Raw genomic sequence first — 12,977 nt, forward strand, 5'->3', positions numbered from 1 at the left:
GGTTGCGTTCATGGGATCTATTGATAACACAGGGTTTTGGCGGGTGCCAACTGTTTCATCCGCAACTGCGGGCGCGGTTCAGCGGACTATCGGCCGCCATGCACTTCCACGTCCAGCAGCAGCGTCTCGTGGATGTCGACCCAACGCTCCACCACGCGGTCCAGTTCCTGCCTGGCCTCATCAAGCTGTTCGGGGTTGAGCATTGACCTGGCCGTATACAGATCGGACACCAGCTGCCGCAAGGTGGCTTCCTGGATGGCAACCACCGGCCCTTCCAGGCCGGGTACCTGCAGCGCTGGACTGCTGCCCAGCGCTCCGTACAACGTCACCTGGATCTTGCTCTGCATGCTCGACTTCCCTGCGGATGGACACGGCCGAGCGCCATCTTTACCCGGAATGGATGACACGCGCATGTGCCACGAGGGTGCCGGAATGCAGTCCGATGAGGCGGTGGCGCATGGGGTCTCCCTTGAAGGTCATGGGGTTGCCGGCCAGCGGCCGGCACTGCCGGGAAACGCGGGTGAACGGTACGGCGTTGCAGCGAGCGCAGCGCGCGCTTGCGGATGTACGTATTGGCTGCGCTGTCGTGCGTTGACTGCCACCGTGCGCATACATCCCGCACCCATCCGGGCTGGCTCTTGCCTGCGTCGTTCAGCCAGTTGCCGACCGAGTCCTGCACATAGCGCTCGGGATCGTCAGCGAGGGCCTCCAGCAGGGGCAACGCGTGCTCGGGTTGCTGCTTGAACAGCGCGATGTGCGTGGCCCATACACCGCGGGGGCGAAGCGCCTCACAGGCGAAGCGGCGCTGATGCGGCGAGCGCTGCTGCGTCCAGGGTTGCAGCAGGGCAAGCGCTTCCAGCGGCTCGGCGACGATATCGCTGCGCAAGGCCAACCATGCCCATTCGCGCACACCGAAGTGCGGATCATCTGCCAGCGTACGCATCGCCTGCAGCTTGTCGGCCAATGTCGCCTGCGGGTCACTGCCAATCAGATAGCACGCCCATCCCCGCACGGTATCGGATGGATGCGCCTGCCAGTGCTGCACGTCGCCCTGCCCTGCCTCGCGCAGTAGCGCTGCGGCCAATGCCATGCGCTGGGTGATCCCCTTGCCTGCGGCGGCCTGCATGCGCTGTATCGAGGCCGGTGGCAAGGTCGGTGCCACCGCCTGCAGCAACGCAGCGAAGTCCACAGCCAGGCACTCGGCCAGATGCGTGCTGGCTGCACTGCCCGCATTCAGTTCCCGCAGACGTGCCGTGGCGATGGTATTGCTCATGTACCTGCTTCCTGGCCCGCGTCGGTCTGTCGCCAGACCTTTTCCAACAGCAGCGACAACTGCACCTGTTCGCGGGAATCAAGACCGTTGAACAGTCCGCCGATCCATTGTGTGTGCTGGTCGAACAGATCGCCGGCCAAGCGCTTGCCGCGGGCGGTCAGCACGATCTGCAGACGGCGGCCATCCTCGGCATCGGTGCGCCGCTGCAGCAGGCCGTCACGCTGCAGGCCATCGAGCAACCCGCTGATGGTGGCGCGGGTGACGCCAGCGCGCTCGGCCAACTCGTGCGGAGGCAACGTGCCACCAGCGCCGTGCAGCAGGAACAGCACAATGAAACGGCCCTCGCTGAGGCCGTGCGGCGCCAGGCGTGAAGCGCAGTCACGGTCGATCGCGCTGGACAAGGCCAGCAGCTGGAAGCACAGGCGCAGCTGCGCAACAGTGGCGTGACCACGGCGCTGCGCCTCCTCGACGAGGGCCTGGTGCTTCAACTCAAGCATCATGCACCCCTATATGATTAGGTGGCTAATCATAATTCGTTGGACAAGAACTGCAAGCCTCCCGCTGCGGCCGGCAGGGTCCGCAGCTCAGCGATCGCGGAAATGCATCGCTACCATTCCTTCCCCCCCGACGGTGGACCGGGATGCGACGGAAACAACGGCAGCACCTCTTCGGCCAGTTCCTGCAGCACGTCGGCAGCTGGGCGCTGCGAGAACTGGATGCCGAGCGCGGCATGGTTTACCCCGGCACGCTGCCAGGCTTCCAGCAGCGCGATCAGCCCCTTGCGCCCGGTACGCAGGCAGTAGCCACCCTGCAGCGGCACGCGCGGATGGTCCGGGTCATCCACCAGGACCAGCCATTCATTGGTCATGTGCGGACGGAAGCCGCCGTCGGGAATCTGCGCGCGCCATGCGCGGATCTTCGCCGCCAGCCGCTGGGGTCCTGCCGTATCATGGGTGGCGTCGGGATAGGTCAGCCAGCCGTCGGCGTGCTGGCCGATCCATTGCAGCGACTGCCGGGCACCTCCGGTGACCATCAACGGGATGCGACCGCTTAGCGGCGGTGGCAGCAGCTGCACGCCCTGCGCGGCCCAGGGATGGCCGGCCAGCGCCCCGTCTGCGGGCTGCAACCATTGCCGGAAGGCCACCACGGCATCTGCGAACCGCTCACCACGTCGTGCGTGGTCGAGGCCATAGGCGGGAAACTCAAGCGGTCGATCACCCGAGGCAATGCCCATCACCAGCCGCCCTGCGGACAGCTGGTCGATCGACGCGGCGGCCTTGGCCAGGTCGATGGGATGCCGCAGTGGCATCACCACGCTGCCTGTCGCCAACGCGACGCGATGGGTGCGGGCCGCCAACCACGCGAGATAGGTGAACGGATCGAATACCTGTCCGGCATCACCGAACTGTGGATCGAACAGCGGAACGTCACGCACCCAGACCGCAGCGAAACCATGGCGGTCGATGGCCTCTACCAATGCGGTCTGCCCCTGCAGAACCGCCATGTCGCCCTGGTAGAAATGCAGCGGCAGGAAGATGCCCAGAGTCAGTGCATCTGCGCGGAACATGCGCTGGTAGCCGGCATGGCTGGCGAAGGCGGCTGCCGAAGCGCCGTGGATCGAAAAGGAAGCTGTCATCGCGGGGATCTCCTCAGGGCCCGGTCGCGGGCTCAGGCAGCAGCACGCCGCGCTGTACGGCGGGCCGCGCGGCTACGCGCTGGTACCACGCCGAAAGATGGCGATGGCGCGAGAAGTCGATGTCGATCACCCTGAGCACATGCAGCCAACCGAAGTGCGCGATGTCGGCGATCGAGTAGTCATCGCCGGCCAGCCAGGGACGCTCGGCCAAGCGTGCATCGAGGATCGCGAAGATGTCTTCGGAAAGGTGCCGGTAGCGCTCGATCGCCGGCAGGTAGCGCTCCTGCGCGAAGTGTTCGAAATGCACGCGCTGGCCGAAGATGGGACCGACGCTGGAGGCATGGAACATCAGCCAGGTGATGGCGTCCCAGCGCGCGGCTGGCGCCTGTGGCAACAATGCGCCGCCCTGCTCGGCCAGGTACAGCAGGATCGCTGCGGATTCAAACAGCACGATGCCTCTGGCGCGGTCTTCGAGGACCGGAATGCGACCGTGCGGATTGAGCCGCAGGAAATCAGGATGGCGATGTTCACCCTGCTCGATGCGCACGTGGTGCAGGCGATACGGCAGGCCCAGTTCCTCCAGCGCGATGGTGGCCTTGTAGCCGTTGGGTGAGCTGTCGGTATGCAGGTGCAGCGAAGGTTCGGTCACGGAGGCATCCTGGAAGTGGAAATCAGGTGCACACGCGCTGCCCTCCCACAACATGGGCAGGGCGAAGCGATGTGGAAAAAAGGCGCTGCAGCGACCGTGCAACCAGTCTAGGAACCTGGCATGCAGGCGGGAAACGATGTCTGCTGCGGTTGCAGTTGAGCCCAGCTCAACATCGCGCGCACCGGCGCGACAGCCATCGACCCGGCCGATATGCTGTGCCCTGCGCTGGCCGGTGGACGCGCCGACGGCTCGCCAGCATCGTCACGGGAGAATGGAAGATGGGTGCGGTACTGCCCTTGCTGGCCCTGCGGGCCTTCGTTGAAACCAGCCGCCACGGCAGCCTGACGGCGGCCGCCGAGGTGATGGGTGTGACACCCGGCGCGGTGAGCCAGCAACTGCGGCAGTTGCAGGAACGGCTCGGCGTCAGCCTGTTCGATCGAACCCGCCACGGCGTGGTGCTCAGCACTGCCGGCAACCGTGTCTACCCGGAACTGCGCCAGGCCTTCGATCAGATCGCCAGCAGCCTGCACGCACTGGAAGCGTGGCAAGGCAGGTCGTCGTTGCGGATCAGCGCCGCGCCCAGTTTCGCCGCCCACTGGCTGGCGCCGCGACTGGCCGACTTCAGCGCGCGGCATCCAGGAATCGACGTGCAGTTGGATGCCAGCCCCGCGCTGGTGGACCTGCGCCGTGATGGCGTGGACATCGCGATCCGGCACGGCCTGGGCCAGTATCCGGGGCTGCATGCGGAGCACCTGTTGGCACCGGCGTTGCTGCCGGTGGCAAGCCCGGCGCTGCTGGCGACCGTGCCACCGATCACCCGCGTGGAGCACTGCCTGCGGTTGCCACTGCTGCAGGACAGCGAACGCAATGACTGGCGGCTGTGGTTTCAGGCCCTGGGCGTGCCGCAGGATGCGCGCCTGCAGCGCGGCCCCGCTTTCGATGACGATCTGTTGTTGATACGCGCAGCGGCAGCCGGCCAGGGCATCGCGCTGGTGCGCGACATCCACGTGGCCGAAGAAGTGGCCAACGGTCGCCTGCAGGTTGTCCTGCAGCAGCCGTGGCCGCAGTCCTTCGCCTATTACGCCGTGACCCGACCAGGCAGCAACGACAACCCGATGGTGGCCGCGTTCCTGGCGTGGCTGCAGGACAACCTGCCGACAGCTCCAGCAACGTAGCGGCGGGTGATGCCGCATTGCCCGGTAGATCCACGCCATGCGTGGATGCAGGCCACAAAAAAACCCCGCCTTCCGGCGGGGTTTTTCATTGCAGCAGGGAAGCGTGCCGACCTGGGTCGGCAGCTACCGGTGCAGCGGGACTTAGAAGTCCATGCCGCCCATGCCACCCATGCCGCCCATGCCACCGGCGCCACCCATGGCCGGCTCGTCCTTCTTCGGAGCGTCGGCAACCATGGCTTCGGTGGTGATCATCAGGCCAGCGATCGAGGCTGCGTTCTGCAGCGCCGAACGGGTCACCTTGGTCGGGTCCAGGATGCCGAACTGCAGCATGTCGCCGAACTCGCCGGTGGCGGCGTTGTAGCCGAAGCTGCCGGTGCCTTCCTTGACCTTGTTGACGATGACCGACGGCTCTTCACCGGCATTGGCAACGATTTCGCGCAGCGGGGCTTCCATCGCACGCAGGGCGATCTGGATGCCGTGGTTCTGGTCTTCGTTGGCACCCTTCAGGCCAGCCAGTGCGGAGACCGCACGGACCAGGGCAACGCCGCCGCCCGGAACCACGCCTTCTTCAACGGCCGCACGGGTCGCGTGCAGGGCGTCGTCGACGCGATCCTTCTTTTCCTTCATTTCGATTTCGGTCGAAGCGCCGACCTTGATCACTGCCACGCCACCGGCCAGCTTGGCCACGCGCTCCTGCAGCTTCTCGCGGTCGTAGTCCGAGGAGGTGTCTTCGATCTGGGTCTTGATCTGCGCAACGCGCGAATCGACCGCAGCCTTGTCACCCACGCCATCGATGATGGTGGTGTTTTCCTTGGAAACCTGCACCTTCTTGGCGCGGCCCAGGTCCTTGATGGTGGCCTTTTCCAGCGACAGGCCGACTTCCTCGGAGATCACGGTGCCGCCAGTCAGCACGGCCATGTCTTCCAGCATCGCCTTGCGACGGTCGCCGAAGCCCGGAGCCTTGACGGCCACGACCTTGACGATGCCGCGGATGGTGTTGACCACCAGGGTCGCCAGCGCTTCGCCTTCGACTTCCTCGGCAACGATCAGCAGCGGCTTGCCGGCCTTGGCGACGCCTTCCAGCACCGGCAGCAGGTCACGGACGTTGGAGATCTTCTTGTCGTGCAGCAGGATGTACGGGTCATCCAGGTCAGCGGTCTGCGACTGCTGGTTGTTGATGAAGTACGGGGACAGGTAGCCGCGGTCGAACTGCATGCCCTTGACCACGTCCAGCTCGTTGTCCAGGCCCGAGCCTTCTTCAACGGTGATCACGCCTTCCTTGCCGACTTCCTTCATCGCGTTGGCGATGATCTGGCCGATCGACTCGTCCGAGTTGGCCGAGATCGTGCCGACCTGGGCAATGGCCTTGTCGTCAGCGGTCGGCTTGGAGATGTTCTTCAGCTCGGCGACGGCAGCCACGACGGCCTTGTCGATACCGCGCTTGAGGTCCATCGGGTTCATGCCGGCAGCAACGGCCTTGGCGCCTTCGCGGATCAGGGCCTGGGCCAGCACGGTGGCGGTGGTGGTGCCGTCGCCGGCGTCGTCGTTGGTACGCGAGGCGACTTCCTTCACCATCTGCGCGCCCATGTTCTCGAACTTGTCAGCCAGTTCGATTTCCTTGGCGACGGACACGCCGTCCTTGGTGATGGTCGGGGCGCCGAAGCTCTTCTCGAGCACGACGTTGCGGCCCTTCGGGCCCAGGGTGGCCTTGACGGCATTGGCGAGAACGTTGACGCCGCGCACCATGCGCGAACGGGCGTCTTCACCGAAACGAATATCCTTGGCAGCCATTGCGTTTACCTCTGTGTAGAGCCGAGCGGAGCCCGGCTGCTTTTAGCGGAAATGGGGTGTAACTGAAGCAGGTCGCGCTGACACTCAGCCGATGACGGCGAGCACGTCGTCTTCGCGCAGGACCTTGTACTCGACGCCTTCGCTCTTGTACGAGCTGCCGGCGTACTGGCCGTAGATGACCTTGTCACCGACCTTCAGCGACGGAGCGCGCACGTTGCCGTTGTCCAGCGGCTTGCCCGGGCCCACGGCCACGACTTCACCCTTGGTGGACTTTTCCTTGGCGGAGTCCGGGATCAGGATGCCACCGGCGGAAACTTCGTCGGCTTCGATCGGCTTGACCACAACGCGGTCGTGCAGCGGCTTGATGCTCATGTGGGACCTCTTAAGTTATTGATTGGTCTGAAAAAGTCCGGCGATGTTAGCACTCGCACCAGGCGACTGCCAGCAACGCGCGTGAAAAAGCCCGACAGGTCGGGAGCACGACAGAGATGGAGACCTCCGCAGGCCTTTCAAGGCCCGCCCCCGAAATTTTTCCCGGCGGCCCGGCGGCACTCCATCCCTGCGCGGACGCCTTTATAGGGATGCGTCGCGGCAAGCCAAGGGGGAATTGGCCGCCATTTGGTGACCGCCGTCGCACTGTCAGATATCTGGCGTTCATTAACGGCAAAGTGTCACCGGATCGGCTTTAGGGTGGCCCGGCATTCCCAATCACAAGGAGTAGTCGATGCGATTGCTGTCCCCGCTCGCCGCCGCCTGCCTGCTGGCCCTGGCTGCCGCGCCGGCCCAGGCCGAGGTCTTCATCAACGAACTGCACTACGACGACAGCACCGCTGCCGGTGACGTCGGCGAAGCCATCGAAGTGGTCGCTACCGCCGGCGAGGATCTGTCCGGCTACCGCCTTTACCTCTACAACGGCAGCAATCCGTCGGCCGCCACGGTCTACGCCAACAACGCGGTACCGGCCGGAACCGCGGCCAGCTGCGGCAGCGCCTCCTTGGCCGTGGTCACCTACCCCACCAACGGCCTGCAGAACGGTCCCAACGACGGCATCGCCCTGGTCGACGCCAGCGGCAAGGTGGTCCAGTTCCTCAGCTACGAGGGCGCGATCACCGCCTCCGCCGGCCCCGCCGCCGGCATGACCAGCCAGAACATTCCCGTTGCCGAAACCAACAGCACCGCTGCGGGCACCTCGCTGCAGCTGACCGGCAGCGGCAGCCAGTACGCGCACTTCACCTGGGCCGAATCGGCCAGGCAGACCTTCGGCAGCTGCAACAACAACCAGACCTTCAGTGGCGGTGGCACCCCGGGCCCGAACACGCCGCCGTCGGTATCCACCACCACGCCGGCACAGGGCAGCAGCACCTTCCCTGCCGCCGCCGACCTGGAAGTGGTGTTCAGCGAGACGGTCAACCTCGCCAGCGGCGCCTTCGCACTGACCTGCGGCACCTCCGGCAGCGTGCCGCTGACCTGGCCGGCCAGCGGCAAGAGTGTGAAGCTGTCGACCAACACCGCGCTGGTGGCCGGTGAAGCCTGCCGCTTCGACATCCGTGCTGCACGCATCACCGACGCACAGGGTGCCCGTCCGGCGACCGACAGCCGCATCGCCTTCACCGTGGCCACCACCACCGGCAATCCGGATCCGGGCAATCCCGGCGGCCCGGCGGGTTATTACTCCAAGGTCAACACCAGCAGCCCCAGCCAGCTGCGCTGCTCGCTGCACGCCACCATCAAGGGCCACACTGCGTATCCGTACAGTGGCTCGGGCACCAGCACCTGGACCATCCTGGAGATCGCCGACGAAGATCCGAACAACAGTGGCCGGATCCTCGACGCCTATCGCAACCGCAGCTACACCAAGGTGACCGACCGTGCAGGCAGTGGCGGCGGCCTGAAGTACAACCGCGAGCACACCTGGCCGAACTCGCTGGGCTTTGCCAGCACCACCGGCGACAAGGGCCTGCCGTATGCGCCCTATACCGACACCCACATGCTGTACCTGACCGACGCACAGTGGAACGCCGACCGCGGCAACAAGCCGTTCGGCAAGTGCGACGCCAACTGCGGCGAGCGTGCCACCGAGGCCAACAACGGCCAGGGCGGCGGCAGCGGCGGCTATCCGGGCAATTCGAACTGGGTACGTACGCCGGATGGCAACGCTGGCACTTTTGAAGTGTGGGGTGCACGCAAGGGCGACATGGCACGCGCGGTGATGTACATGGCCATCCGCTACGAAGGGGGCAAGGATGCGGCCACCGGCCAGTCCGAACCAGACCTGGAACTGACCGACGACCGCAGCAAGATCGTCAAGACCAGCAGCTCGCCGGCCTACATGGGCCTGCTGTCGACCTTGATCGACTGGCATCTTGCTGATCCGCCGAGCGCTGCAGAACGTGCCCGCAATGATGTGATCTACAGCTTCCAGGGCAACCGCAACCCGTTCATCGACCACCCCGAGTGGGCCACCCCGGGCCTGTTCACCTCGGCCAAGCCCGCGACCTGCCAGCTGGCCAACTGACACCGTTTGAAGAAAGTTGTATTTCCCCTGTCCGATCCTGACCCGGTCGGACAGGGGCCCTATACTCGACGGTCATGTCGACCGTCGATCCCGTCCTGCTGCTGTTGACCACCTGCCCGGACCGGGCCAGTGCCGAGCGCATCGCGCATGCGCTGGTCGCCGAGCATCTGGCTGCCTGCGTGACCCGCCTGGACGGCGCACAGTCGACCTACCGCTGGCAGGGCGAGGTGACCACCGACGCCGAGCTGCAGCTGCTGGTGAAAACCACCGCAAGCCGCGTCGATGACGCCATCGCCCGGATCGTCGAACTGCATCCGTATGAACTCCCGGAGTGCATCGCGGTCGAAACCCGGGCCGGCCTGCCGGCGTATCTGGACTGGATCCGGGCACAGACCCGGGAGGACACTGATTGAAGACTCTGTTTGCGCGTGGCGCCGCCTTGTGCGCCCTGTTGTGGCTTTCATTGCCAGCCTTCGCGCTGGATGAGAAGGATCTGCTGCCGGTGGACCAGGCGTTCGCGCTGACCGCCAGCGCGCCCGAGCGTGGCCAGATCCAACTGCAGTTCAAGATCGCCCCCGGCTATTACCTGTATCGCCACCGCACCACGGTGAAGGCTGATCCGGCGTTCAACGCCGCTGCGCTGCAGATGCCCGCAGGCAAGAAGCACCACGACGATTTCTTCGGTGAGGTGGAGACCTACCGCGAGCGCCTGCAGGCCACCCTGCCCGGCGCGCCCTCCGATGCCGCCGGCACCATCAGCCTGGAAGTGCGCTACCAGGGCTGCGCCGATGCCGGTGTGTGCTACCCGCCGCAGAAGCGCGTGGTGCAGGTGACCCTGCCCGGTGCAGGCGGTGCGGCGGCCACGCTGCCGACCGCACGCGCCACCGGCGCCAGTGCGTTCAACAACCCGCTGGCCGGCGCCGGCAGTGGCGGTGGCCTGCGACTGCCGGGCACCAGCAACAGCCAGGCATTGCCGCTGCCATCGGAACAGGCATTCGGCTTCGATGCCATCGCCAGCGATGGCAACACCCTGCTGCTGCGCTTCAGCCCGGCACCGGGCTATTACCTGTATCGCGACCGCACCTCGCTGAAGCTGGAAGGCAGCGCCGGGGTACTGGCCGATAAGCCGCGCTGGCCGGCGGCGCAGTCGCACCGCGACGAGCACTTCGGTGACGTGGCGGTCTATTTCAACCAGGTGGAAGTGCCGGTGCCGCTGCACCGCAGCCGCGCCGAGGCGGTCGACAGCACGCTGGTGGTGACCTTCCAGGGTTGCCAGACCGATGGCATCTGCTACCCGCCGATGACCCGCCGGGTGAAGTTGTCGATCCCCGCCGGCAAGGCCAACGCCACCAGTGATGCACCTGCCGCACGCGACGAAGTGATTCGTTCGCTGCCGGGTTCGGCCACTGCCGGCACCCGCGAGGGCGCCAACGGCACACCGCTGCGCCTGCTTCCGACCGTGCCCAACGACGCGCCGGCCGCCACGGGTGGTGCCGACGCCAGCAACGGCGCGCGCGATGCCTTCGCCGCAGACGCGCAGCAGGACAATGCGCTGCGTACCAAGGCTCCGAGCCGCGTACCGAAAACCGACAGCTCGCTGCTGTGGGTACTGCTGCTGGCACTGGGCGGTGGCCTGGTGCTGAATCTGATGCCCTGCGTGCTGCCGATCCTGTCGCTGAAAGTGCTGAGCCTGGCGCAGAGCGGTGAAAGCCCCGAGCGCGCCCGCAGCCACGCCATGTGGTACACGCTGGGCGTGCTGGTCGCCTTCGCGGTGATCGGCGCGCTGATGGTCGGCCTGCGCATGCTGGGCAATGCGGTCGGCATCGGTTTCCAGCTGCAGCATCCTGGCGTGGTCGCGGCGTTGGCCTACATCATGTTCGCGGTGGGCCTGAGCCTGTCCGGCGTGTTCACCATGGGCGGCGGCATCGGCAACTTCGGCCAGTCGCTGGCGCGACGCAGTGGCCCCGCCGGCGATTTCTTCACCGGCGTGCTGGCCTGCGTGGTCGGCAGTGCCTGCGTGGGACCGTTCTTCGGCCCGGCGGTGGCCTATGCCTTCGTTGCACCGCCGGTGGCGGCGATGCTGGTGTTCCTGTTCCTCGGCCTGGGCCTGGCCCTGCCGTTCCTGCTGATCGGCTTCGTGCCGGCGCTGGCCCGTCGCCTGCCCAAGCCGGGCCAGTGGATGGAAACCCTCAAGCATGTGCTGGCCTTCCCGATGTACGCCGCCGCGTTGTGGCTGCTGTGGGTGCTGGGCAAGCAGCGCGGCGTGGATGGCATGGCGCTGGCGCTGGGTGGCCTGCTGCTGCTCACCGGTGGCCTGTGGCTGTTCGAGCGCAGCCGCTGGCGCAGCCAGCGCGCGGCCGGGCTGCTGGGCGTGCTGCTGGTGATCGCGGCGCTGGTGCCGGTGTGGGCCGTGACCCAGCTGGCACCGCCGGCACGTGCCGCGCAGGCGAGCAGCGAGAACGTGGTGGATTACTCGCCGCAGATGCTGGACCGCCTGCGCGCCGACAACCGCGTGGTGTTCGTCAACATGACCGCCGACTGGTGCGTGAGCTGCAAGGCCAACGAGCGCGCGGTACTGTCGCGCCCGGAGTTCAAGGAACTGCTCAAGCGCACCAACGCGGTGTACATGCGGGGCGACTACACCAATGTCGACCCGCAGATCACCGCGTTCCTGGATGAGCACAAGGCCGTGGGCGTGCCGCTGTACGTGGTCTACGGCCCCGGCGCCCCGCCGACGGTGCTGCCGACCCTGCTGACGCAGGCGCTGGTGGAAGAAGCCCTGCTGCGCACCGCGCGATGAAGTGGCAACGGCCAGCGCTGCTGTGGACAGCAGTGCTGGCTGCCGGCCTTGGCCTGTGGGCCGGCAACCGGCTGGCGCCGGAGCCGGCGACGGAAGCTGCAGCGCCTGCCGTATCGCCCCCGGCGCTGCCGGTGCTGCGCCCCGGTGATCCGCTGCCGGCGCTGGTCCTGCCCGATGGCGAAGGCCACGCGCTGGATATCCGCGAACGCTTCAAGGGCCGGCCGCTGCTGGTCAATGTCTGGGCCAGCTGGTGCGGCCCCTGTGTGGAAGAGATGCCCGAGCTGGCCCGCTTTGCCGAGGGCCAGGGCGCACGCGGCGTGCAGGTGTTGGGCCTGGCGCTGGATACGCCTGACAGCGTGCGCGATTTCCTGCAGCGGGTGCCGGTGGACTATCCCATCGTGCTCGATACCCCCGGCCCACGCGATGCCAGCGTGCAGTTGGGCAACGCGCAGGGTCTGCTGCCCTACAGCGTGTTGTTCGACGCACAGGGACGGATGGTGAAGGCCAAGCTCGGACCGTTCGCGCACGGCGAAATCGACGGCTGGGCGAAGTAAGGTCGGCAGGGCTGCGCCCTGCACCTGCCTAAGCAACGGCAACGGCCGAAGCAACGGCAACAGCGGGCATTCCGCGGGATGGCGGGGCGGTGTCGGATTGCGGGGACGCCGTAAACCCATCCGTGGGGGCTTGGCCGCGGCATCCATGCCGCGGACACCCCGCAATCCGACACCGCCCCACCTCTGACAGATTTCCATGATCTGGTGGATCCACGCCGTGCGTGGATGAATCTCTGTCAGATATCGACATCACTCTGGGGTCAGATCCGTTTTCCTCCGGAAAACGGATCTGACCCCACGCCATTCCGGTGTCGACCAAGGTCGACACCCACCAAGAGCAGGCCATGCCATTCCGACAGATCGCGGAAATCTGTCGAAGGCGGGGTGGGTCCGGTTGCGGGGGCGTGAGCCGCATGGATGCGGCGACCGAGCTTACATGGACGTACTTGCAGCGGCCCCCGCAACCGGCCCCACCCCGCCTACCCTCAGGAAACCAGCTTCTGCTGTAGCTTCGGCTGTTGCTGTTGAGGTTGCCGGCCAGCGGCCGGCACTACCGCTTCGGCGGGTGCAGGGCGCAGCCCTGC

Annotated in this window: 11 protein-coding genes and 1 pseudogene; 5 read left to right on the plus strand and 7 right to left on the minus strand. The window is 66.4% G+C overall.

What is annotated here, in order from left to right; genetic code table 11:
• Nucleotides 1-86: 86 nt before the first annotated feature.
• The 5 genes and pseudogenes from AC1DKR_RS13900 to AC1DKR_RS13920 all read right to left on the minus strand — a co-directional run bounded on the left by AC1DKR_RS13900 (nt 87) and on the right by AC1DKR_RS13920 (nt 3,558).
• Nucleotides 87-347 (minus strand): hypothetical protein, encoded by a 261-nt coding sequence (locus AC1DKR_RS13900; protein ID WP_025878654.1) that lies wholly within the window; start codon nt 345-347, stop codon nt 87-89.
• Between the two features lie 188 nt (nt 348-535).
• Nucleotides 536-1,273, minus strand: a pseudogene (locus AC1DKR_RS13905) (DNA alkylation repair protein); the annotation flags it as partial.
• Nucleotides 1,270-1,770 carry a MarR family winged helix-turn-helix transcriptional regulator gene (locus tag AC1DKR_RS13910; protein WP_478033273.1) on the minus strand — a complete coding sequence of 167 codons (501 nt, stop codon included), beginning with the start codon at nt 1,768-1,770 and terminating at the stop codon, nt 1,270-1,272. The pseudogene AC1DKR_RS13905 and the gene AC1DKR_RS13910, both read right to left, overlap by 4 nt.
• Before the next feature lie 110 nt (nt 1,771-1,880).
• Complete coding sequence (locus AC1DKR_RS13915; protein WP_478033274.1) at nt 1,881-2,909, minus strand: LLM class oxidoreductase; 1,029 nt, start codon at nt 2,907-2,909, stop codon at nt 1,881-1,883.
• 13 nt (nt 2,910-2,922) lie between these two features.
• Nucleotides 2,923-3,558 (minus strand): glutathione S-transferase family protein, encoded by a 636-nt coding sequence (locus tag AC1DKR_RS13920; protein ID WP_478033275.1) that lies wholly within the window; start codon nt 3,556-3,558, stop codon nt 2,923-2,925.
• Nucleotides 3,559-3,836: 278 nt separating this feature from the next.
• On the opposite strand from AC1DKR_RS13920, the gene AC1DKR_RS13925 reads away from it, so the two are divergent.
• Nucleotides 3,837-4,733 (plus strand): LysR substrate-binding domain-containing protein, encoded by an 897-nt coding sequence (locus tag AC1DKR_RS13925; protein ID WP_478033276.1) that lies wholly within the window; start codon nt 3,837-3,839, stop codon nt 4,731-4,733.
• Nucleotides 4,734-4,874: 141 nt separating this feature from the next.
• On the opposite strand, the gene groL is transcribed toward AC1DKR_RS13925, so the two are convergent.
• Both groL and AC1DKR_RS13935 read right to left on the minus strand, forming a co-directional pair.
• Nucleotides 4,875-6,524: a chaperonin GroEL gene (gene groL, locus AC1DKR_RS13930; RefSeq protein WP_025878650.1), complete on the minus strand. Its 1,650-nt coding sequence runs from the start codon at nt 6,522-6,524 to the stop codon at nt 4,875-4,877.
• 84 nt (nt 6,525-6,608) lie between these two features.
• Nucleotides 6,609-6,896 carry a co-chaperone GroES gene (locus tag AC1DKR_RS13935; RefSeq protein WP_025878649.1) on the minus strand — a complete coding sequence of 96 codons (288 nt, stop codon included), beginning with the start codon at nt 6,894-6,896 and terminating at the stop codon, nt 6,609-6,611.
• Between the two features lie 352 nt (nt 6,897-7,248).
• Between AC1DKR_RS13935 and AC1DKR_RS13940 the strand changes: the two genes are divergently transcribed.
• From AC1DKR_RS13940 to AC1DKR_RS13955, 4 genes are all read left to right on the plus strand, one after another.
• Nucleotides 7,249-9,039 (plus strand): endonuclease, encoded by a 1,791-nt coding sequence (locus AC1DKR_RS13940; protein ID WP_312109900.1) that lies wholly within the window; start codon nt 7,249-7,251, stop codon nt 9,037-9,039.
• Between the two features lie 74 nt (nt 9,040-9,113).
• The gene (cutA, locus tag AC1DKR_RS13945) at nt 9,114-9,452 is read left to right on the plus strand and encodes a divalent-cation tolerance protein CutA (protein ID WP_080149728.1); all 339 of its coding nucleotides are present in this window, start codon (nt 9,114-9,116) and stop codon (nt 9,450-9,452) included.
• Entirely contained in the window at nt 9,449-11,839 is a 2,391-nt protein-coding gene (locus AC1DKR_RS13950; protein ID WP_478033277.1) for a protein-disulfide reductase DsbD family protein, read from the plus strand. The genes cutA and AC1DKR_RS13950 overlap by 4 nt, the downstream gene beginning before the upstream one ends.
• A complete protein-coding gene (locus AC1DKR_RS13955) occupies nt 11,836-12,393 on the plus strand; it encodes a TlpA family protein disulfide reductase (protein WP_478033278.1) in 558 nt (185 codons plus the stop codon). The genes AC1DKR_RS13950 and AC1DKR_RS13955 overlap by 4 nt, the downstream gene beginning before the upstream one ends.
• Nucleotides 12,394-12,977: the final 584 nt, after the last annotated feature.

The organism is Stenotrophomonas sp. 01N47 (assembly GCF_056399165.1).

Excerpts from the sequence above, each read along its gene's own strand:
- AC1DKR_RS13910 (WP_478033273.1), bottom strand. The coding sequence starts at position 1,770 with ATGCTTGAGTTGAAGCACCAGGCCCTCGTCGAGGAGGCGCAGCGCCGT.
- AC1DKR_RS13900 (WP_025878654.1), bottom strand. The coding sequence starts at position 347 with ATGCAGAGCAAGATCCAGGTGACGTTGTACGGAGCGCTGGGCAGCAGT.
- AC1DKR_RS13925 (WP_478033276.1), top strand. The coding sequence starts at position 3,837 with ATGGGTGCGGTACTGCCCTTGCTGGCCCTGCGGGCCTTCGTTGAAACC.
- AC1DKR_RS13955 (WP_478033278.1), top strand. The coding sequence starts at position 11,836 with ATGAAGTGGCAACGGCCAGCGCTGCTGTGGACAGCAGTGCTGGCTGCC.
- AC1DKR_RS13915 (WP_478033274.1), bottom strand. The coding sequence starts at position 2,909 with ATGACAGCTTCCTTTTCGATCCACGGCGCTTCGGCAGCCGCCTTCGCC.
- cutA (WP_080149728.1), top strand. The coding sequence starts at position 9,114 with ATGTCGACCGTCGATCCCGTCCTGCTGCTGTTGACCACCTGCCCGGAC.
- AC1DKR_RS13935 (WP_025878649.1), bottom strand. The coding sequence starts at position 6,896 with ATGAGCATCAAGCCGCTGCACGACCGCGTTGTGGTCAAGCCGATCGAA.
- groL (WP_025878650.1), bottom strand. The coding sequence starts at position 6,524 with ATGGCTGCCAAGGATATTCGTTTCGGTGAAGACGCCCGTTCGCGCATG.
- AC1DKR_RS13940 (WP_312109900.1), top strand. The coding sequence starts at position 7,249 with ATGCGATTGCTGTCCCCGCTCGCCGCCGCCTGCCTGCTGGCCCTGGCT.